The 21,644-nt window shown below is 64.8% G+C and carries 17 protein-coding genes; 8 read left to right on the top strand and 9 right to left on the bottom strand.

Going from position 1 to position 21,644, the window contains the following annotated elements; all coding sequences use genetic code 11:
* Window positions 1-165 precede the first annotated feature (165 nt).
* From AABB87_RS02705 to AABB87_RS02675, 7 genes are all read right to left on the bottom strand, one after another.
* Complete coding sequence (locus AABB87_RS02705) at window positions 166-999, bottom strand: M48 family metallopeptidase (protein ID WP_341969649.1); 834 nt, start codon at window positions 997-999, stop codon at window positions 166-168.
* A gap of 16 nt (window positions 1,000-1,015) precedes the next feature.
* Window positions 1,016-1,822: a lysophospholipid acyltransferase family protein gene (locus AABB87_RS02700; RefSeq protein ID WP_341969648.1), complete on the bottom strand. Its 807-nt coding sequence runs from the start codon at window positions 1,820-1,822 to the stop codon at window positions 1,016-1,018.
* A gap of 4 nt (window positions 1,823-1,826) precedes the next feature.
* Window positions 1,827-2,483 carry a D-glycero-beta-D-manno-heptose 1,7-bisphosphate 7-phosphatase gene (gmhB, locus tag AABB87_RS02695; RefSeq protein WP_058720922.1) on the bottom strand — a complete coding sequence of 219 codons (657 nt, stop codon included), beginning with the start codon at window positions 2,481-2,483 and terminating at the stop codon, window positions 1,827-1,829.
* Window positions 2,484-2,504: 21 nt separating this feature from the next.
* Complete coding sequence (gene glyS, locus AABB87_RS02690) at window positions 2,505-4,613, bottom strand: glycine--tRNA ligase subunit beta (protein ID WP_341969647.1); 2,109 nt, start codon at window positions 4,611-4,613, stop codon at window positions 2,505-2,507.
* A 2-nt stretch (window positions 4,614-4,615) separates the two neighbouring features.
* Entirely contained in the window at window positions 4,616-5,560 is a 945-nt protein-coding gene (gene glyQ, locus AABB87_RS02685; RefSeq protein WP_058720924.1) for a glycine--tRNA ligase subunit alpha, read from the bottom strand.
* A gap of 83 nt (window positions 5,561-5,643) precedes the next feature.
* Entirely contained in the window at window positions 5,644-7,116 is a 1,473-nt protein-coding gene (gene lnt, locus AABB87_RS02680) for an apolipoprotein N-acyltransferase (protein WP_341969646.1), read from the bottom strand.
* Between the two features lie 32 nt (window positions 7,117-7,148).
* Window positions 7,149-7,979 carry an HlyC/CorC family transporter gene (locus AABB87_RS02675; protein WP_341969645.1) on the bottom strand — a complete coding sequence of 277 codons (831 nt, stop codon included), beginning with the start codon at window positions 7,977-7,979 and terminating at the stop codon, window positions 7,149-7,151.
* Between the two features lie 250 nt (window positions 7,980-8,229).
* Here AABB87_RS02675 and AABB87_RS02670 point away from each other — a divergent pair, with 250 nt between their 5' ends.
* From AABB87_RS02670 to AABB87_RS02645, 6 genes are all read left to right on the top strand, one after another.
* The gene (locus AABB87_RS02670; RefSeq protein WP_058720927.1) at window positions 8,230-9,282 is read left to right on the top strand and encodes a CobW family GTP-binding protein; all 1,053 of its coding nucleotides are present in this window, start codon (window positions 8,230-8,232) and stop codon (window positions 9,280-9,282) included.
* A gap of 177 nt (window positions 9,283-9,459) precedes the next feature.
* A complete protein-coding gene (gene dksA, locus AABB87_RS02665) occupies window positions 9,460-10,164 on the top strand; it encodes an RNA polymerase-binding protein DksA (protein WP_231741438.1) in 705 nt (234 codons plus the stop codon).
* Window positions 10,165-10,288: 124 nt separating this feature from the next.
* Window positions 10,289-12,106 carry a hypothetical protein gene (locus tag AABB87_RS02660; RefSeq protein WP_341969643.1) on the top strand — a complete coding sequence of 606 codons (1,818 nt, stop codon included), beginning with the start codon at window positions 10,289-10,291 and terminating at the stop codon, window positions 12,104-12,106.
* 52 nt (window positions 12,107-12,158) lie between these two features.
* Window positions 12,159-12,722 carry an ATP-dependent protease subunit HslV gene (hslV, locus tag AABB87_RS02655; RefSeq protein WP_058720931.1) on the top strand — a complete coding sequence of 188 codons (564 nt, stop codon included), beginning with the start codon at window positions 12,159-12,161 and terminating at the stop codon, window positions 12,720-12,722.
* Window positions 12,719-14,077: an ATP-dependent protease ATPase subunit HslU gene (hslU, locus tag AABB87_RS02650; RefSeq protein ID WP_341969642.1), complete on the top strand. Its 1,359-nt coding sequence runs from the start codon at window positions 12,719-12,721 to the stop codon at window positions 14,075-14,077. Before hslV ends, hslU begins: the two co-directional genes overlap by 4 nt.
* A gap of 167 nt (window positions 14,078-14,244) precedes the next feature.
* A complete protein-coding gene (locus AABB87_RS02645; protein ID WP_341969641.1) occupies window positions 14,245-15,036 on the top strand; it encodes a potassium channel family protein in 792 nt (263 codons plus the stop codon).
* 39 nt (window positions 15,037-15,075) lie between these two features.
* Here the strand turns inward: AABB87_RS02645 and AABB87_RS02640 are convergent, their stop codons facing one another.
* On the bottom strand, window positions 15,076-15,855 hold the full coding sequence (locus tag AABB87_RS02640) for a type III pantothenate kinase (RefSeq protein ID WP_341969640.1): 780 nt from the start codon (window positions 15,853-15,855) through the stop codon (window positions 15,076-15,078).
* Between the two features lie 192 nt (window positions 15,856-16,047).
* On the opposite strand from AABB87_RS02640, the gene AABB87_RS02635 reads away from it, so the two are divergent.
* The gene (locus AABB87_RS02635; RefSeq protein WP_341969639.1) at window positions 16,048-17,589 is read left to right on the top strand and encodes a methyl-accepting chemotaxis protein; all 1,542 of its coding nucleotides are present in this window, start codon (window positions 16,048-16,050) and stop codon (window positions 17,587-17,589) included.
* 35 nt (window positions 17,590-17,624) lie between these two features.
* Here AABB87_RS02635 and AABB87_RS02630 read toward each other — a convergent pair whose 3' ends face one another.
* Complete coding sequence (locus tag AABB87_RS02630) at window positions 17,625-19,331, bottom strand: SulP family inorganic anion transporter (RefSeq protein WP_341969638.1); 1,707 nt, start codon at window positions 19,329-19,331, stop codon at window positions 17,625-17,627.
* Window positions 19,332-19,837: 506 nt separating this feature from the next.
* Between AABB87_RS02630 and AABB87_RS02625 the strand changes: the two genes are divergently transcribed.
* Window positions 19,838-21,643, top strand: coding sequence for a DUF885 domain-containing protein (locus AABB87_RS02625; protein WP_341969636.1), 1,806 nt, complete (start codon window positions 19,838-19,840; stop codon window positions 21,641-21,643).
* Window position 21,644 lies beyond the last annotated feature (1 nt).

The raw sequence follows: 21,644 nt of genomic DNA, 5'->3' as shown, positions 1-21,644 counted from the left end.
CACCTCCGATGACTTCAGCTTGTGAAGTCTCTCCAGCGCGTTGACAGCGTTGCCGCGCAGTGTGCACGCGAACGCACGCTGGAGCAACCACCCCCAAAAGGGGGGAATTGGAGGAAAAAAGGAGGAGAGGGTCAGGCCTTGCCGGGCCCGACATGAGCGCAATGCCTACTCGGCAATGATGGATTCTTCGCGCAGCTGAGCGCGGGCGCGCTCGAAGTCGGGCAAGACCGAAGCAACCACCGCCCAGAAGCGCGGGCTGTGATTCATCTCGCGCAAATGCGCCAGCTCATGCGCCACCACATAGTCGATGATGGCCGGGCTGAAGTGGATCAAGCGCCAGTTCAGGCGGATCGAGCCATCGGCACTGGCGCTGCCCCAACGGGTTTGCGCCGAACTCAGGCGCAGTGACGTCATCTGCACGCCCAAGGCCGCGGCAAAGTGAGCGCAGCGCGGCTCAAACAGCGCGCGCGCGCGCCGCTTCAGCCAAGCTTGCACGGCCTCGCGCACCTCGTCCTCGCTGCTCAAGACCGGCAGGTGCAAATGCAGCAGCTGCGCCGATTCATCCAGGTTCACACCGGCTTGCGCCGCGCCCAGCCGCAGGGTCAGGCGGGTGCCAAGGAAGTTCAGGCTGGCGCCATCGCGCCACTCGATGCGTGCGGCTTCCACGCGCCGCGCGCGCTCGCGCTGCTCGACCAGTTTGCGCAGAATCCAGTCCGATTTCTGCACCAGGGCGCGTTCAATGTCTTCTTGCGGCAGCCAGCGCGGCGCACTGACCCGCAAGCCTTCAGAGCCAACCACAAAGCCGATGCTGCGCCGGCGCGCGCGTTTGAGCTCATAGGCCACGCGCTGCTCGCCCAGGCGCAACTCGCGCTGCGCACGCGGGTTGGGCAAGTGCTGGGCCGCCAAGACGGGCGTGGGCGTCGCGGGTGTGCTCAAGACCTCAGGCCCGAACAAGGACAGCTGCGCATCCTGCAAGAGTTGGGCGAGGCGCTTGCGCATGCCGCTTGTCCTGCACTCAGGCCTTTGCCTTTTCGGCCTTTGCAAGCCCTGCAGCGTCTGCGGACTCCGGGCCGTAGGCCTCGGGATCAAGGCGGCGCATTTCGGCCTCGATCCAAGTTTCCACCTCGCGCATCATCTCGCCGGGCTCGCGGCCCACCGAGGGGATTTGCTTGCCAATGGAGATGTCCACCACGCCGGGGCGCAGCAAAAAGGTCTTGCGCGGCCAGCAGCGCGCAGCCGTGGCCGCGATGGGCACCACCGGCACGCCGGCCTCGATGGCCAAACGGGTGCCGCCGGTTTTGTACTCACCCTTCTTGCCGCGCGCGATGCGCGTGCCTTCCGGGAACATGATGACCCAGTGGCCCATCGCCGTCAGGCGCTTACCCTGCTCGGCCACCTTGCTCCAGGCCTGGCTGCGCTTGCTGCGGTCGATATGGATCATGTCCATGCGCGCCATGGCCCAGCCGAAAAAGGGCACATACAGCAACTCGCGCTTGAACACATAGGCCAGAGGGTGCGTCATCAAGCCAGGGTAGGCAAAAGTCTCCCAGGTGCTTTGATGCTTGGACAGCAGCACCACGCCCGAGGTGGTGTCGGCGGCGCTGGGCAGGTTGTGCTCACCCTGGATGCGCCACTGCACGCCGCAGATATAGCGCGCGCCGTAGATCGACAAGCGCAGCCAGCCCGCGCAGGCCCAGTACACCGTGTTGCCGCGCGCGAAGATGGAAATCAACAAAACGGCGGTGGCCCAAGGGATCACCGTGACGATGAGGAACAACAGGAACAGAGCGGACCGCAGAGCGGACAAAAGGGTGGCAAGCATTAACTCAGGTCTCCGGGCCGCTATCGGCTTGTGCTGCATGGTCACCGCGGGCATCGGCCTTGCTGCGGCGTTCTTGTTGGATCAGGCCTTCGGCAAAGGCACTCAAATTGACGTGTACCTTGGTGCCGGGCACTTGCGCCGCCAGAGCGGCGAACTGCTCGTCGCTCAGATTGCCCAGCCGTTCGCTGCGCACCAGATGCGGCATGCAGCCTGCCGCCTGCGCGGTTTGCAAATCACCGAGGCTGGCGCCCACCATATGCACGGTGGCCAGGTCCACGCCGAAGCGCTCGCCAATCTGCAAAACCAGGCCGGGCAGGGGCTTGCGGCAGTCGCAACCTTCTTCCGGCGTATGCGGGCAGAAGAAGGCGGCGGATAAGCGCCCGCCCTTCTCGGCCAGCATTTGATTGAGGCGGATGTGAATCGCGTTGAGCGAAGCCATGTCCAGCAAGCCGCGGCCGATGCCGGGCTGGTTGGTGGCCATCACGACCTGCCAGCCGGCCTGGTTGAGCCGCGCCACCGCCTCCAGCGCCCCTGGCAGGGGCTGCAATTCCTCGATCGACTTGACGTGGTCGTCGCGGTACTGGTTGATCGTCCCGTCACGCCCCAGGATGACCAGCTTGACGGGATGGTGATGGGTGTTGTGGTCGGAGCGAATCGGCATGGGCTTGGCTCAAGGTTCTGTTTAGACCGCCAGGCGGGCCAGATCGGCCACCCGGTTCATCGCCTCGTGCAGGCTCTTCAACAAGCCCAGACGGTTGGCGCGCAGAGCGGCGTCTTCGGCATTCACCATCACGCCGTCGAAGAAGGCATCGACCGGGCCACGCAAAGAGGCCAACGCACTCAAGGAGGCGGTGAAGTCACCTTGGGCAAACAGCTGATCGGCTTGCGGGCCGACCTTGGCGAGTGCCGCAGCCAAGCCCTGCTCGGCCGCTTCTTGCAGCAAGGCGGGGTTGATGCTGGCCGTGACCGGCTCTTCGCTCTTCTTCAAGATATTGCCGATGCGCTTATTGGCCGCAGCCAACGCGGCCGCTTCGGGCAAGGCGGCAAAAGCACGCACCGCCGCCAAGCGCTGGCTGATATCACCCAGGCTTTGCGGGCGCAGGGCCAGCACGGCGTCCACTTCCTGGGCGCTATAGCCTTGCTCGCGCAGGCTGCCGGAGAGGCGGTCGAAGATGAAGTCAGACAGGGGCGCGGCAGGATTCTGAATCAGCGCACCGAAGGCCGGCACAGCCGCAGCGATCAGCGCATCCAGGCTCAGCGTGCCAGCGCGCTCGCTGAGCATGCGCACCAGGCCCAGGGCATGGCGGCGCAGCGCAAACGGGTCTTTATCGCCGGTGGGCAGCTGGCCAATGCCGAACATGCCGACCAGGGTTTCCAGCTTGTCAGCCATGGCCACCACCAGGCCCGCCTCATTGCGCGGCAGGGCGTCGCCGGCGAAGCGCGGCTTGTAATGGTCTTCGATGGCCATGGCCACCGCATCGCCCAGCCCGTCGTGGCGGGCGTAGTAGCCGCCCATGATGCCCTGCAACTCAGGGAACTCGCCGACCATATCGGTCAACAAATCGGCCTTGGCCAGATGGGCGGCCTGGTCGACTTGGGCGCTCAGTTCGGCCCCGCCCAGCAAGGCGGCAATCGCCTTGGCGATGGCGCGCACGCGCTCAACCCGCTCACCCTGCGTGCCCAGCTTGCCGTGATAAACCACCTTGGCAAGACCTGACACCCGCTCGGCCAGCGACTTCTTGCGGTCTTGGTCGAAGAAGAACTTGGCGTCCGACAAGCGCGGGCGCACCACCCGCTCATTGCCGCCAATCACGGCCGAGGCATCGGCCGGGCTGATATTGGAGACGACCAGGAATTTGTGCGTCAGCTTGCCCGCAGCGTCCAGCAGGGGGAAGTACTTCTGATTCGCCTTCATGGTCAGAATCAGGCATTCCTGCGGCACCGCCAGGAACTCGGGCTCGAACTCGCAGGTCAGCACATTGGGGCGCTCGACCAAGGAGTTCACCTCGTCCAGCAAGGCCTCGTCCTCAATCGGGCTCAAGCCTTGCACGGCTGCCGCCGCATTGAGCTGGCGCACGATTTCGGCACGGCGCTCGGCATAGCTGGCGATCACGGCGCCCTGCTCGCGCAGCTGAGTGGCGTAGCTGTCGGCGCTCTCGACCGTGATGCGATCAACCCGCGCCTCAAAGCGGTGGCCGCGGGTCTCGCGCCCGGCCGTCAAGCCCAGGGCTTGCAGCGGCACGAGTTCGCTGCCGTGCAGCGCCACCAGGCCATGGGCGGGGCGCACAAACTTCACATCGCTCCAGCCGTCGGCCAGCTGATAAGTCATCACCTTGGGGATGGGCAGCTTGGCCAGCGCTTCGTCCAAGGCTTTTTGCGCGCCTTCGGCCAGCGTGGCGCCGGCCTGAATGCTGTCCAGGAACAAGGCTTCGGCCTTGCCATCGGGTGCGCGCTTGAGCTGAGCCACGGCGCTGGCGTCCAGACCCATGCCGCCCAGGCGTTTCAGCAGGGCTTGGGTGGGCTGGCCGTCCTTGTCCAGGGCCACGCTCACCGGCATCAGCTTTTGCTGCACGGCACGGTCGGCGGCCTTGGCGGCCACATGCGTCAGGTGCAGGCCAAGGCGGCGCGGCGAAGCGAACGAGGTGGCCACGGCTTCGGCTGCAGCCAAGCCCTGGGCCTTGAGGCTGTCCACCAGCACTTGGGTGAAGGCCTCGCCCAGCTTCTTGAGCGCCTTGGGGGGCAGCTCTTCAACAAACAGTTCAATCAGGAGGTTCTTGGAATTGGCACTCATGCTCAGGCTGCCTTCGTCTTCTTGTTCTCGATCTGGGCCAGGACTTCCTCGCCCCAGGCCTTGGGCGCCATGGGGAAGCCCAGGCGGGCGCGGCTGTCCAGATAGCTTTGCGCCACGGCGCGGGCCAGATTGCGGATGCGGCCGATGTAGGCGGCACGCTCGGTCACGCTGATGGCACCACGCGCGTCCAGCAGATTGAAGCTGTGGCCGGCCTTGAGCAATTGCTCGTAGGCCGGCAAGGCCAGGGCCTGCTCCATCAAATGCTTGCTTTGCTTCTCGTGCGCAGCAAAAGCGGTCAGCAGGAAGTCGACGTCACTGTGCTCAAAGTTATAGGTCGATTGCTCCACCTCGTTCTGGTGGAATACATCGCCGTACTTGATGTCCGGCGCGCCGTCCTTGCCTTCGACGTAAACCAGGTCGTAGACCGACTCCACGCCCTGCAGATACATGGCCAGGCGCTCCAGGCCGTAGGTGATTTCGCCGGTGATGGGCTTGCAATCAATGCCCCCGACTTGCTGGAAGTAAGTGAACTGCGTCACCTCCATGCCATTGAGCCAGACTTCCCAGCCCAGGCCCCAGCAGCCCAGGGTTGGGTTTTCCCAATCGTCCTCAACGAAGCGCACATCGTTCTTCTTCAGATCGAAGCCCAGGGCTTCAAGCGAACCCAGGTACAGCTCCAGGATATTGGCCGGTGCCGGCTTGAGCACGACCTGGTACTGGTAGTAATGCTGCAGGCGGTTGGGGTTCTCGCCGTAGCGGCCGTCCTTGGGGCGGCGGCTGGGCTGAACGTAGGCGGCCTTCCAGGGCTCTGGGCCCAGGGCGCGCAAGAACGTGGCGGTGTGGCTGGTGCCGGCGCCGACTTCCATATCGTAGGGCTGCAATAGCGCGCAGCCCTGTTTGGACCAATAGTCCTGCAGGGTCAGAATGATTTGCTGGAAGCTCAGCATGGGCTTGAGGGCACAAAGGCCGGTAAAAGACAAAAAGATGATGGCCGCGCGGCACAGGCCGACGCGTCCGACTGAGGGCGATTCTACGAGGCCAGCTTGGCCCGGCGTCGAGCCCAGGCTGCGGGCAGCAAGACCAGGGCCACAGCCGCCCACAAGGGCGCCAGCCCCCAGGCCTGCAGCCAGCGGGCATAAGGCGTGCTGCCGCTGCGGCCTTCCACCGTCACCTCCAGCACGCCGCGCGTGGCCGGTGCCAGGCGCGCCGTCACTTCGCCGCGATGGTTCAGGGCCGCCGTGGCGCCGGTATTGGTGGCGCGAATGAAGGGGCGCTGAAACTCCAGCGCACGCATTTGCGAAAACTGCAGATGCTGGTCTTGCACCATGCGCGTACCGAACCAGGCCAGATTGCTGACGTTGACCAGCACCGTGGCCGCATCGGGCCCGTTCATGCTGGCCACAAAGTCTTCACCGAACAAATCTTCGTAGCAGATCAGCGGCCGCAGGCGCTGGCCGGCCACCGCAAAGGCCTGCTGGTGCTGGCCGCGCATCTGGTCATCCATGGGGATGCCCATCAGCTTGACGAACCAATGGAAGCCGTAAGGGATGAACTCGCCAAAAGGCAGCAGATGGCGCTTGCCGTAGTCGTAAGCCTGATCGCCGCCAAAAGCCAGCAAAGAGTTGGTGAAGCCGCTGGTGTCGTCGCCCAAAAACGTGCCCAGCAAGAGCGGCCGCTGGCGTGCGGCAGCGTCCAGGCGTTGCACATATTCGCCCTGCAGATAGGCCACCGGCACGGGCGCCACCGACTCCGGCGTGATCACCACCTGGCCGCGTGCGGCCTCGATCTGCTGCGCCAGCTGATCCAGATTGGCGTCGATCAAGGCCTGATCAAATTTCTGATCCTGCGGCACATTGGGCTGCAGCAAGCTGGCATTCAATGAGCCGGTGCTGACGGTGAAGTCATGCGGCAACAAAAAGGGGCCGAAGGCTGCGAGGTTCAAGCTCAGCACCGCCAAGCGCCATTGCTTCTTGCCTGCCGCCACCAAGCTGAAGGCCATCAACGCCGCCAGCGCCGAAATGCCGTAGACACCCAGCCAAGGCGCCCAGGCCGCCAGCGGCCCCGCCGTGTGCGCATAGCCACTGGCAATCCAGGGGAAACCGCCGAAGAAAGTGGCGCGCGCCAACTCGGCCAAGGCCCAGCAGGCCGACCAGATCGCCATGCGCCAGCCCCAACCCGAACCCCGGCTCAACCAAGCCGCCAGGCCGAGGGCCGCGGCGTAATAGCTAGCCAGGAACAGCGCCAGCAGCAACACGGCCAGAGCCGCCAGCAGCCAGGGAATGTGGCCGAATTGATGCATGCTGATGTGCAGCCACCACAGGCCGCTGCTGAGCCAGCCCAGGCCAAAACTCAGGCCCAGCACCGCAGCACGGCGTGGCGGCGCGTCCAGCGCCAGCCAGGCCAAGCCGGCAAGCGCCAGAATTTGCGCCCACCAAGCGTATGTCGGAGCAAACGCGGCCGTATGCAGCAGGCCAAGCAGCAGTGCGGCCAGCGCTTTCGGCATTGCGACCGGCCAAGACAGGCCTTTCAAGCCCATCAGCTATGCGCTTCGTCGGGCAGACGGCTGACCTTGTACCAGCGCACCGAACCGCCGCGGGTCAGCATCACGCTGAACAGCAAGCCGCCCAGTTCCACCGCCTCGCCCCGGCGTGGCACGCGGCCATGCTCATGCGCGACCAGCCCGCCGATGGTGTCGAAGTCATCCAGTGGCAAGCGGATGCTGAAGGCCGCATTGACGGCGGCAATTTCTGCGTCCCCTGCCACCCGGTGGCTGCCGTCGGCCAGGGTGTAGATGCTGGAGTCACCGTCTTTGTCGTCGAACTCATCTTCGATTTCGCCGACGATTTCTTCCAGCACATCCTCGATGGTGATCAGGCCGGCGGTGTTGCCGAACTCATCGATCACGATGGCCAGATGGCTGCGGTTGGAGCGGAAGTCGCGCAGCAACTCGTTCAAGCCCTTGCTCTCGGGCACGAAGACGGTGGGCCGTAGCAGGGCGCGCAGATTCAACTCGGGCGCGCGCTGCACTTTCAGCAGGTCTTTGGCTAGCAAGATGCCGATGATGTTGTCGCGGCTGTCCTCGAACACCGGGAAACGCGAATGGCCGGTGGTGATGACCACGCCCAGCAACTCGTCGTAAGGCGCGTCGATATCCAGCAGGTCCATATGCGGGGTGGCCACGAGCACATCGCCAGCACTCAGCTCCGCCATGCGCAGCACGCCTTCGAGCATCTGGCGCGACTCGGGCTCGATCAGCTCGCGCTTCTCGGCATCCGCCAAGGTATCCATCAGCTCGCTTTTGGAATCGGGCCCGGGATGGAGGAATTCCAGCAGGCGGACCAGAAAGCCACGCGGCTCCGGCTTCATTTTTTGGCCCCCTCGGTGAGAGGGCCGACTAGACTGAGGTTCAGACACTGGGAACTGTGTGTCGTAGTTGCGATGGCCCCGAGAATAACCCATTGACTTGTCAAAGCCCTTGCAACACAGTCGCACGCCCCCATATTTCGGCCAGCCATTTATTTCAAGGTTCACGCAAAACTGCCAAGAACGGGCGTTTCACACCGCCACCATGACCGTTTTGCGCCAGCCCCATATTTTCTAGATTGAGCGATCAGCCATGAACAGCAGCACCAAGGGCCTCATCCCCGCCACCATCCTCACCGGCTTCCTCGGCTCGGGCAAAACCACGCTGCTCAAGCGCGTGCTGAGCGAGGCCCACGGCCAGAAGATCGCCGTGATCGAGAACGAATTCGGTGAAGAAACCATCGACACCGACATCCTGCGGGTCGACTCCGAAGAGCAGATCATCCAGATGAACAACGGCTGCGTCTGCTGCACCATCCGTGAAGACCTGCGCACCACTTTGTCCGACCTGGCCGCCAAGCGCCGCAAGGGCGAGTTGCAGTTTGACCGTGTCATCATCGAAACCACCGGCCTGGCCGACCCTGGCCCGGTGGCGCAGACCTTCTTCATGGACGACGAGATCGCTGAGAGCTATCTGCTGGACTCCATCCTGACCCTGGTCGACGCCAAGCACGCCGAGAATCAGCTCAATGACCGCCAGGAAGCGCGTCGCCAGATCGGCTTCGCCGACCAGATCTTCATCAGCAAGAGCGACCTGGTGGACGAAGCCAGCGTGGCCGCCCTGACCCACCGCATCAAGCACATGAACCCGCGTGCCCCGGTGCACAAGGCCCATTTCGGCGAAGCGCCGCTGAACCAGATCTTCGATCTGCGCGGCTTCAACCTGAATGCCAAGCTGGAAATCGACCCCGACTTCCTCAAGGTCGATGAGCCGCACGACCATGATCACCACGATCACGACCATGAGCATGGCGAGCACTGCGACCACCCGCACCACCATGCGCATGAAGATGATGTGAAGTCCTTCGTTTTCCGCTCGGATCGGGCCTTCAACCCGGCCAAGCTGGAAGACTTCTTGGGCGCCATCGTGCAGGTCTACGGCCCCAAGATGCTGCGCTACAAGGGCGTGCTCTACATGAAGGGCTCGGACAAGAAGGTGATCTTCCAAGGCGTCCACCAGCTGATGGGTTCAGACCTCGGCCCGAAATGGATGCCGGGCGAGAAAAAGGCGAGCAAAATGGTTTTCATCGGCATCGATTTGCCCAAGGAAATCCTGCTGCAAGGCATGGAAGGCTGCTTGGTCTAAACATCAAGCAGAAATTCATTACAAATTGACAAACCGGGCGTCCGCGAAGCATGGCTACAATCCGCGGCGCCCAAAATGCAGACTTCAATTGAAGAAGCGCGCAAGTTAAGACAAGCTGGTCCCGATTGATATCTAGCCTGACAGGACATCCACGACTGTCAGAGCGAGGAGAGAAACGTGAGCAAGACCCAGGCACCAAAACCGACCACCTCGGCCCCCGCCGAGCCCGGAGCACGCCCCGCCGTCAAGACAGCCAAGGCCAAAACTGCGGCCAAGATAGACGCGGCCAGTGCCGATGACATTGCTCTGATGGACCCCACGCCGGCGCCAACGGCCAGCAGCCGCTTCGCCGATCGATTTGCACCACCCAAGCCGCCAACGCGACAAATGAGTTCACCCGTGATTGAAAGTCCCCGCACCGCGGCCAAGGCCGACCCCAAACTCGTCAACGCATGGAAAACCAAGTCCGGCGCTGAGCTGACTGACGCCGAAGTGCTGGCCATGCCAGAGGCCGAGTACATGGGCCCCAAGCAGATCGAGTTCTTCCGCACCAAGCTGACCGCCCTGAAAGATGGCGTGCTGTCGAATGCCGGCGAGACCACCGAGCATCTGCGTGAAGACACCTCCATCGTCCCCGACCCGGCCGACCGCGCCACCATCGAGGAAGAGCACGCCCTGGAGCTGCGCACCCGCGACCGCGAGCGCAAGCTGCTGAAGAAGATCATTCAGTCGCTGGCTCGCCTGGACAACGGCGAATACGGCTATTGCGACGAGACTGGCGAACCCATCGGCCTGGGCCGTTTGATCGCCCGCCCGACTGCCTCGCTGTCGCTGGAAGCCCAGCAACGCCGCGAGATGAAGCAAAAGATGTTCGGGGATTAAACCCTTTTCACTAAAAAAACCAGCAGGCCGTGCTCGCGGGCTCCGGTTCAGCCGGCCAGCCCAGGCCGGCCGCCTCCGGCCCCACCCTTGCTGAAGAGCGCTGCACAAACCTGGTCCACGGCGAATGACAGAACCGAAAGACGGCGAGAGCTTTTTACGCAAGGTCGCGCGCTTTGTGGCAAACCCGACGACCGATTGGGCCGAGATCAATTCACGCCAGGACGACCCCGAAGCTGACCTCGCCAAAGCCGAGTTGCGCGCCATGGTTGACCGCAAGCGCCGCAACGACTTCGTGCGCAAGCGCGAGCTGGACATGCTGCGCCGCATCCGCCGCGAGGGCCTGAGCCCCGAGCAATTGGCCGCCCTGGGCGCGGCCTCCTCGCGCATCGACGAGATGGAGCGCGGCAGCGAGGTCAATTCCAGGATCGATCTGGGTGTGAAGGCCAAGATCGACCGGATTGAGCAGCAAATGGTGGGCGACAGCTTTGCCACCACCGTCAATCAAGGCCTCACCACCAGCCGCCGCCAAGCCCTGTATGAGCAAAGCACGCGGCCGGTCAATTTCGCCCCGACGGAACCGGCGGGCTTCTCGATTGAGAAGCCTGACAGCCCAGAAGCCAGCCGCGTCAGCGAGTTCGCCTCGGCCGACGAGCGCGAGCGCCTAGAAACCAGCCCCGCACCCGCCGCCGTGGTGATGGGTGCAGGCATGTCACCGCCTTCGGAAGCCGAAGCTGCGGCTTTGCCTGCCCTACCCGATCTGCTGCCGCTGGAAATGTCACTGGACATGCCGCTGACCTTCAGCTTCGCGGAGGCCACGTCCGACGCCGCGACTGACGCTGCTGCGCCCGTGGCCAGCCTGGAATTGGCCCACGACGCCGAGCTGGACGAGGCCGTAATCGCCTTCGCCAATGCCGACTTTGAGGGCTGCGAGCAGATGCTGGCGGCCTATATCCGACCAGGCGGCGCGCGCAATCTGCACAGCGACACCTGGCTGGTCATGTTTGACCTCTACCGCGCCACCGGCAACCAGGCCAAGTTCGAGGCCCTGGCGCTGGAGTTCGCACAGATTTTCGGACGCTCGGCGCCGCAATGGTTCTCCATGCCCAAGCTGGTGGCCGAAGCCCACCGCAAGGTGCGCGCGCCCATGGCCAAGGCCAGCAATGTCAGCTGGGCCGCGCCCGAAGTGCTGACGGCCGAGGCCATGCAGCTGCTCAAAACCCGCACCCAGCTGATGCCCATGCCTTGGGTCTTGGACTGGTCCGCCTTGCGCGCGGTGGATGCCGACGCAGCCCTGCAGCTGCGCGACCAGTTCCGCAACTGGGCCAGCCAGCCGCTGGACATGCGCTGGATCGGCGGCGACCATTTCCTGCAGGTGCTGAGCGGCTTGTCGCCGGTGGCAGATGCCCAGGTCGACCCGACGCTGTGGATGCTGCGCCTCGAAGCCCTGCGCCTGGTGAATCGGCCCGATCAGTTCGACGAAGTGGCGATCGACTACTGCGTCACCTACGAAGTCTCGCCCCCGTCATGGGAGCGCAGCGCCTGCCGGGTGCGCCTGGCCAGCGGCGTCAATTCGGTCCAGGGCCCCAGCACCAGCATCACGCCCACCGAAATGAGCAGCAGCTTTGCGGAATCGCAAATCAGCGAGCTCAATCCCATGACCCCCCCCACCGAGCTGGAGCTCAGCGGCCAACTCAGTGGCGACATTTCCGCGCAGCTGCAGTCCATGACCGACGAGCTGGGCAGCGCCACCCTCGTCAACGTGATGTGCGGCACGCTGATTCGCCTGGACTTCATGGCTGCCGGCGATCTGCTCAACTGGGTGTTGACGCGCCAAGGCGAAAACCGCCAAGTGGTGTTCATTGACGCGCATCGCCTGGTGGCCCTGTTCTTCGCCGCCATGGGCATCAACGAGCATGCGCGCATCAAGGTAAAACAAACCTAGAACTTCGCGCCGGGCGGTTGAAAATTAGGCTTCCACATCCATTTGTGAAGCCATGGACTCTCAACAACACCCCGTTTTTCACGGCACCACGATTGTCAGTGTGCGCCGCCAAACGCCCACCGGCATGCAGGTCGCCATTGGTGGCGATGGCCAGGTCACGCTGGGCACCATCGTCGTCAAAGCCAGCGCGCGCAAGGTGCGCAAGCTGCACCGCGATCAGGTGCTGGCTGGCTTTGCCGGCGCCACGGCCGATGCCTTTACCCTGTTTGAACGCTTCGAAGCCAAGCTTGAGAAGCACCAGGGTCACTTGGTGCGCGCCGCCGTTGAACTGACGCGGGACTGGCGCACCGACCGCGTACTGCGCCGCCTGGAGGCCATGCTGGCCGTGGCCGACCGCACGGCCTCGCTCATCATCACCGGCAATGGCGATGTGCTGGAGCCCGAGCTGGGGATTGTGGCGATTGGCTCCGGTGGCGCCTACGCACAAGCGGCCGCGCAAGCCTTGCTCAAGCACAGCACGCTCAGCGCGGCCGAGATCGTCAAGCAGTCGCTTGAGATCGCCGGCAATATCTGCATCTACACCAATCAAAATCACACCATCGAGGTGCTGGAATGAGTTCTATGACCCCGCAGGAGATCGTCTCCGAACTCGACCGCCACATCGTCGGCCAGCACCCGGCCAAACGCGCCGTGGCCATCGCCATGCGCAATCGCTGGCGGCGCCAGCAAGTGGACGACAAGCTGCGCGCCGAAATCACGCCCAAGAACATCTTGATGATTGGCCCCACCGGCGTGGGCAAGACCGAGATCGCGCGCCGCTTGGCCAAGCTGGCCGGTGCGCCCTTCATCAAGGTCGAGGCCACCAAGTTCACCGAAGTGGGCTATGTGGGCAAGGATGTGGATTCCATCATCCGTGATCTGGTCGAGATCGCCGTCAAGCAAGAGCGCGAGCAGCAAATGAAGCGCCAGCGCCTGCGCGCCGAAGACGCCGCCGAAGACCGCGTGCTCGACATCCTGGTGCCGCCACCCCGCAGCGAGGTCGGCTTTTCCTCTGCGGCTGCCCCAGCCACACCGGACAACACGGCCCGGCAAATCATGCGCAAGCGCCTGCGCGAGGGCTTGCTGGACGATAAGGAGATCGAGGTCGATCTGCTCGAGGGCAAGCCCAGCATGGAGATTCTTGGCCCCATGGGTCAGCCCGGCATGGAAGAGATGGCCGAGCAGCTCAAAGGCATGTTCTCGCAGCTCGGCGCCGGCAAGCGCAAGACCCGCAAGCTCAAGATGCAAGACGCGCTCAAGCATCTGATCGAGGAAGAAGCCGCCAAGCTGCTGAACGAAGACGACATCAAGACCGCCGCCTTGGCCGCCGCGCAGGAGATGGGCATCGTCTTCATCGACGAAATCGACAAGGTTTGCTCGCGCAGCAGTCATGCCGATAGCGGCACAGCCGAAGTGTCGCGCCAAGGCGTGCAGCGCGATCTGCTGCCGCTGGTGGAAGGCACCACGGTCAACACCAAGTACGGCATGGTCAAGACCGACCACATCTTGTTCATTGCCTCGGGCGCCTTTCACCTGGCCAAGCCCAGCGATTTGATCCCCGAGCTGCAAGGCCGCTTCCCGATCCGGGTCGAGCTGGGTTCGCTGTCGGTGAACGACTTTGAAGCCATCTTGAGCAGCACCCATGCCAGCCTGGTCAAGCAATACCAAGCTTTGCTGGCCACAGAGGGCGTCACCTTGGAGCTCAGCGCCGAGGGTATTCGCCGCCTGGCCGAAATCGCCTTCGAGGTGAACGAGCGCACCGAAAACATCGGCGCGCGTCGCTTGGCCACGGTGATGGAGCGCTTGCTGGACGAGATCAGCTTCGATGCGCCGAACTTGGGCGGTCAGACCCTCACCCTGGGCGGCGCCGAGGTGGACGCCAAGCTGGGCGAACTGGCCAAGAACGAAGACCTGTCGCGCTTCATTCTTTAAGCTGGCGGCATAACGCAGGGCTCGCGCGCAATCGCTCGCCCTGCGCCCTCAGCGAGGCCAAGAAAGCCGTGCTCAACTTGCGTCAGCGCCCGCAAGCACAGCTGCGCCTTAGCCCCGCTTGATTCAGGTCAATTCCAAACTCGGCTCGCCCCGCTACGCTGCGGGCTATGCCGCACCGCAAAGCCTCATTTCTCAACACCCGCAGCTGGGGCTTGGCCCGACCTTCGCCGCTGAACCCAGCGGCGGCGCGTGCCGAACGCGCATGGCGCTGGCCGGTGCTGATCGCCTTGTTCGCCACCATTCCGGCCTTCTACATCGAGCTGCTGGAGAACCTGCCCACGCCCCTGGCTCAGGCGATCTATTTTGCGGCAGCGGCCATCATGTGCACTTCGCTGTGGCGGGTTGGGCGCCACGTCAGCCACCCGCGCCAGTACCTGCGCAGCAATGGCCTTGATCTGCTGCTGGTGTTGGGCTTGCTGACGGCGGCGCTGATCGCGCCCAGCGCGCACTCCAACGTCGCCCTGGCGGTGCGCTTGTTTGTGTCCATGCTGACCCTGGTGCGCATGGTCTGGGCGCTGAAAAGCTGGGTCACGCGCGGCGGACTGGGCTATTTGCTCTCGCTGGCCTTGCTGGTGCTGGGCTTTTGCGGTGTGGGCTTCTGGGCTCTGGAGCCGCGCGCCCACGACCTCGGCGACGGCCTCTGGCTAGCCTTCACAACCGCCGCCACAGTGGGCTATGGCGACATCGTGCCGACCACACCCGCGGCCAAGATCTTCGCCGTGTTCGTGGTGCTGCTCGGTTATGCGGTGCTGTCGCTGGTGACGGCGGCCATCGCTGCGATGTGGGTAGAAAGCTCCGAGCGGCATATGGAGCAAGACATCTTGCGCGATATGCATGCGCAGCTGCGCACCGTGCACGAAGAATTGGCGGCACTGCGCGAAGAGCTCACAAAGAAATAAGCGGCTCGCCGCAAGCGCTAGCGCTGCGGCAGTGGCGACTTACAAGGCCAGCCGGTGCGACTGCAGGGCCAGCATGCCCTCGAAGATGAGCGAGTCCACCAACTCATGCGCAATCTCCAGCGTCGGTGACACCTTCCAGCCCGCGCCGCCGGTCATCAGCGTTAGCGGCACATGGCCGACGCGCTTTTGCAGATGGCGGTGCATGCGCTCGATCGCGCCGGTGATGGCGTAAGTGCCGCCGCTGGTCAGGGCGTCCGAGGTGTTGGTGGGGAAGTCGCGCACCTCGCCGGTGGGTACACGCAGGCCGGCGGTGCCGCCTTCCAAAGCGCGCAACATGATGCCGTGGCCGGGCAGGATCAGGCCACCGAGAAAGCGTCCGGTCTCGTCCAGCGCATCCACCGTCACTGCGGTGCCAATCATCACCACCAGGGCGGCACGGGGCGGCACCTCGGCGCCACAGCGGTTCAGCACATGCCAGCGCGCGCCGATCAGGGCCACAAAGCGGTCCACCCCCAGGCGGCCGGGGAAGTCATAGCCATTGCTTACGCCTGCGGCATGGCTGCTGGCCACCACCCAGCGGGGCTCCACCTCCCAGAGCTCCAGCTGCTCCTCGACCCGCCGGCGCATCGCGTCACCCGCCACATTGCAGCCCAGCACGCTGTGCGGCGCGGGCAGATTGCGCCAGTCACTGTCGGCCAGTTGCTCGATGTTCTCAAGAAACACCGCCCCATGCGCCAGCAAGGCTGCGCCCGGCTGCGGCGAAGCGTACAGTGCCCACTTGAGGCGGGTATTACCGATGTCGATGGCCAAAAAGCTCATGGTCGCAAGTCAAATTGCTGGCAAGGGTGCTCAGCCTAACAGCAAGCGCATGCTGAATACGCGAGTTCAGTTTCGGCGCGCGCCGCCGATAGCGAGAGAAGTCGTCTTGCGGCGGCCATGCCGAAGCGCCGGATGTGGCCGCGCGCGCGCGCCGCACTCACCCATTTCTGTCTCAGTTGGAAGGCTCACGTCATGACCTCACTCTCCATCAAGACCAAGCTGTGGCTGCCCATCATCGCCCTGGCGCTGGTGGTGACCCTGATCATCGCCGCCACCTTTGCGCGCGCTCAGTCGCAGCTGGCCTTGGTGAGCACTGGCCAGGCCTCGCAGCAGCAGGTGTTTGAGTTGGCCCTACGCTGGCGCGGCTTGACCGAGACCAATGCCGTCCGCACCACGGCCGGTATTTTGAGCAGCGACCCCAATGTGGCCGCCACCTTCAAGCCCGAGATTGCCAGCACCACGGCGGCGATCTCCGAGATTCAAAAGCAGCTGGAAGCCATGGCCGATGACGCCAGCGAAAAGGCCGCGATGGCCTTGATTGCCCAGCGGCGTAGCGCCTATATCGAGGTGCGAACCGAGGTCGGAAAACTCAAGGCCGCCGGCGATATGCCGGCGGCCCTCGCGGCGCTGAACTCACGCATGCTGCCCGCCGTCAGCGCCTACTTGGACGCCCAACAGGCCTTCGTCAAATTGGAAACCGAGCGCTCCCAGGCCGTGCGCGATGCCGCCGCGGTTGATCGCATGCGTACGCTCTGGACGGTGTCGGGGGTGATGGTCGCCATCGTCATCGGCTTGGCGATTTCCACCTACTTTATGGTCCGCTCCATCACCACGCCGCTGACCCGGCTGGCACGCCAGGCCGAACGCATCGGCGGCGGCGACCTCAGCGGCAATATCGAGGTCAACCGCCAGGACGAGATCGGCGAGGTGCAGCGCTCGCTCAGCAGCATGCAAGACGGGCTCAACCGCGTGGTCAGTGAAGTGCGCGTTAGCGCCGACAGCATCCAGACCGCCAGCACCGAGATTGCCTCCGGCAACTTGGACCTGAGCCAGCGCACCGAGCAGACCGCCTCCAATCTGCAACAAGCCGCCACCGCCATGACCGAGCTGACCGGCACGGTGCGCCACAGCGCTGACAACGCCGCCACCGCCAAGCAACTGGCCGGCAATGCCGCCAATGTGGCGCAGCGCGGCGGCGAGGTGGTCGGGCAAGTCGTGTCGACCATGGACGAGATCAACACCAGCTCGCGCAAGATCAGCGAGATCATCGGCGTGATCGATGGCATCGCGTTTCAGACCAATATCCTGGCCCTGAATGCGGCCGTGGAAGCGGCTCGCGCGGGCGAGCAAGGGCGCGGCTTCGCGGTGGTGGCAGGCGAGGTGCGCTCGCTGGCGCAACGCTCGGCCGAGGCCGCGCGTGAGATCAAGGCCCTGATCGGCGCCAGCGTCGAGCGGGTCGAAACCGGTGCCCGCCTGGTGCAAGCCGCCGGCAGCACCATGACCGAAATAGTGACCAGCGTCGGCAAGGTCAGCGACATCATCAGCGAGATCCGCGCCAGCACCGAAGAGCAAAGCGAGGGCATTGGCGCCGTCAACGGCTCGGTCGGTCAGCTGGATCAGATGACGCAGCAGAACGCCGCCTTGGTCGAGGAAAGCGCGGCTGCGGCCGAGTCCTTGCGCGAGCAGGCCAAGAAATTGGCCGGCCTGGTGAGCGGATTCAAGCTTCAGGCCTGAGGCCTGAAGTGTTTGCTCGGCGCGATCAAGCGGCCTTAGCCGCTCGCGGCGGAAGAAGGTAAGGCGGGCTGCGCCACCAAGCTGGCCTGCACCGCATCGGCCACGCTCCAGAACATGCGCTCGGGCGCGCCCAGGCCTTGCGGGTCCCAGCCCTGCAGCAACTCGCGCACAGACTCCTTCACGCGTGACAGCACCAGGGTCTTGCCGCAGGCCCGCAGGCGTTGATCCAGCTCCTGCAGGCATTCGACCGCCGTGCTGTCCAGATCCGAGCTTTCCTCCAGGCTTAGGATCACGGTGCGTATGCCGTCGCCCGGCGCCACCCGGCCCATCACCTCGGCCTCCACGCGCTCGGCACTGGCAAAGAAGAGCGGCTCCTCGGGGCGCAACACCAGCAGGCCGGCTTTGGGCTGGGCGCCGCCGCCCAGGGTGACGTAGTTGCGGCTGTCGTCCAGCTCGCCCAACTCATGCACCACCGGCTGGCTGAAGCGACGCAAGGCATCCACCAGCGAAAGCGCAATCGCAGCCAACATGCCGTGCAAAACGCCAAACAGAATCACCGCCGCCACCGCGGTGATCATCAAGGTTCGGTCGCGATTCATGCGCCACAGGGCCAGCAAAGGCGCGGGCTTCAAGACATGGAAGAGCGCCCCAATCACCGCCACCGCCAGCACCGGCCGGGGCAGGAAGTGCAAGGCCGGCAGCGCGAACAGCAGCACCAGCACGATGGCACCCAAGGCGGCAACGCCGGACCAGCGGCTGGTCGCCCCCGCCGCCGCGTTGGCGGCGCAGGCCGAGAAACCCGCGCCCACCGGCATGCCTTGGAACAAGGCCGAGCCGATATTGCAAGCACCCAGTACCAGCAACTCGCGATTGGGCTCCAGCCGGTCGCCATGCGCCAAGGCCAGGGTGCGCATGCTGCCCCAGGATTCAGCAAACAGCAGCACAACCAAGCCAAAAGCCAGCTCGGCCAGTTGCAGCCATTCAGCAACCGGCAGATCAGGCAAGCTCGGGGCAAAACGCAGGGCATCCACCGCGCCCACCTCGGCCACGCCAAGCGCACGCAGGTCCAGCCCGGCGGCAGCCGCGATGGCCAGAACAATCACCACCAAGGCAGCCGGCACACGCGGCCAGGGCCTGAGCAGGGCAAGCCCCACGCCCGCCGCCAAGGCCACCCACACGCTGAGCCCATGCCATTGCTGCGGATGGCTCAACACATAGGCCAGAATTTGCAAAGGATCGTGGCGAACGCCGGCGGGCAGGGTCAGGCCCAGCGCATCGGGCAATTGTTTGATGACGATGGTGACGGCCAGCGCGAAGGCAAAGCCGCGCAGCACTGGCCGTGACACAAAGGCCGACAAAGCCCCCTGCTTGGCCCAGGCCAGCAGACACAGAATCGCCCCCGCCAGCAGCACCAGCGCCAGCAAGGCCTGCACATAATGCCCATGCTCAGCCTTGCCCACAAAGCCGGGCATGGTCAAGACGGCGGCCGCAGCCAAGGTGGCGCTGGATGAGGTAGGGGACACGATGGCGAAACGGCTGCCGCCGAACAGGGCGTACAGCAGCAAGCCCACCAACATGCCCGTCAAGGCATGGGCCACCGGCAGCCGCGCCAGGCCCGCATAAGCCACCGCCTCAGGCAAAAGCAGGCCGGCTACGCACAGGCCGGCCACCAGATCACGCCACCGCGCCTGCGGTGCGGCGACTGCGGCGGGCCGCGGTGGCGGCAATTTCGACAGGTTCACGCCCACCTCACAGTCCATGTTTGAAGGCAGACGGCGCCAAACGCCGGCTTGCCTTGGCGGGCAGCAACGCGGGGCGGCTTAGCGCCAGCCACAGCGCCCTGGCACAGGCGTGGCGGGCAGCTCGGTGTCTTGCGGTCAAGCTCGATCAGCGCGTGATGCGCAGCCAAACCTTGGGGGGTGCAACTCACGGCACGCTTCAGCGGCAAAAGCTCGGGCACAAGGCCATGCGGGAACGGGGGGATGGCGTGTATCGGATCCATGACGCGGGCTTGCTCTCCTCGGCGGGCACCGGCCAAGCATAGCCGCCAGCGCAGGTGCTGCCGCCCAGACCGAGCGGGCTGTTGCGGCTGGCCAAAAAAATTTGCGAGGGCAGGCCGGGCTTCACCCAAACACCGAGCTTGACGCGAACCTCGCCATGCCCGCCGAGAACCCATTGGGCGCGCATGGCCCACACGGTGCATACGGGCTAGTATGGGCGCCCGCCAACACCGCCGATTGCGATAGCCATGCTGAAGCGTTCCCTCGCCCTTTGCTCCGCCCTGAGCACCTTTGTGGCCCTGGCGCTGCTGCCTGCCGGCACCAGCGCAGCGCCTGCCAAGCCGCCTGCCTCGGCGCAGGCACGGCTGCATCAGATCGGTGAGCGCTATTTCGAAGCGAGCTTGCAGCTTGACCCGCTCAGAGCCAGCGAGTTGCTGGGCGAAGCCCGTTTTGAAGACAAGCTCAGCATCGATATCGCCCCCGCGCATCTGCGCCGCGATCGCCAGCTGCAGCAACAACTGCTACGCGAGCTGCGAGCCCTGCCGCAGGACCAACTGCCAGAGCCCGAGCGCCTGAGCCTGGCGCTGCTGCAGCGCCAGGCCGAGGACCAACTGGCCGCCATGGCATTCCCTGGCGAGCTGCTGCCCATCGACCACTACGGCGGCATGCCTGTGACCCTGGCCCAACTGGGTACCGGCCAGGGCGTGCAGGTCTTGAGCAGCGAAGCCAATTACCGCCATTTCCTCAAGCGCCTGCAGGCTTTGCCGGCCTGGAACGCGCAGGCGATGGCGAATATGCGCGAGGGTGTGCGCCGCGGCATCGTCCAGCCGCGCGCGCTGACTGAGCGCGCCATCGAAACCCTGCGCCCACTGGCCGAGGCGGATGCCGAGCACAGCGCCTTCACCCTGCCGCTGCGCCAATTCCCGGCCCACTTCAGCGCCGCGCAACGCCAACGCTTGAGCCAGGCCTACCGCAAGACTTGGCGCGAGCAATTGCAGCCCTCCATGGCCGCCTTGCTGCGCTTCATGCAGCAGGACTATCTGCCGCATGCTCGCACCAGCGCCGGCTTGGGCGCGCTGCCCAATGGCGCCGCCTGGTACGCCATGCGGGTGCGCGAGGCCACCACCACGGCGCTGACGCCCGAGGCCATCCATCAGCTGGGCCTGGCCGAGGTGGCGCGCATCCATGCGGAGATGGACAAGCTCAAGCCACAGCTCGGCGGCAGCGGGCCGCTGAGCGCCTTCCTGGCGGAATACAACCAGCGCCCCGCTCTGCGCCCCTTCAAGACCGATGCCGAGGTGCTGGCCGCCTACGCCGCCATCAACCAAAAAGTGGAGACGCAGCTGCCGCGCCTGTTCAAGCTGCGCCCCAAGGCAGCGCTGGAAATTCGCGCCGAACCCGAGATCAGCAAAGCCACCGCCAGTGCCCACTACATGAGTGCGGCCAGCGATGGCTCGCGCCCCGGCGTGTTCTTCGAAGTCATCACCGCGCCGGGCGATATCGCCACCACCGGCATGACCAGCTTGTTCCTGCACGAAGGCCAGCCCGGCCATCATTTCCAGATCGCCCTGCAGGCCGAATCGACCTTACCGCGCTTTCGCCGCTACAGCGGCAACGATGCCTTCATCGAAGGCTGGGCGCTGTACGCCGAATCGCTGGGCCATGAGATGGGCTTGTACGCCAATGATGCCGACGCCCTGCTGGGCCACCTGAGCGCCGACCTGCACCGCGCCGTGCGACTGGTCACCGACACCGGCCTGCACGCCAAGGGCTGGACGCGTGAGCAAAGCATGCGCTACATGATGGACGCGGAGGGCATTGACGAGGCCGACGCCCGCCGTTCAACCGAGCGCTATATGGCCTGGCCCGGCCAAGCCCTGGCCTACAAGATCGGCGCACTGAAGATTCGTGAACTGCGCGATCTGGCCCAGGCGCGCCTAGGCGCCAACTTCTCATATGCCGACTTCCATGAGCAGGTGCTGGGCGATGGCGCCCTGCCGCTGGATTTGCTGGAGGTCAAGCTCAAGCAGTGGCTGGCGCGCCAGGGCAAGTAGT

Source organism: Roseateles sp. PN1, from assembly GCF_038419725.1.
Classification (GTDB): domain Bacteria; phylum Pseudomonadota; class Gammaproteobacteria; order Burkholderiales; family Burkholderiaceae_C; genus Paucibacter_A.
This window is presented reverse-complemented; position numbering and strand designations above follow the sequence as displayed.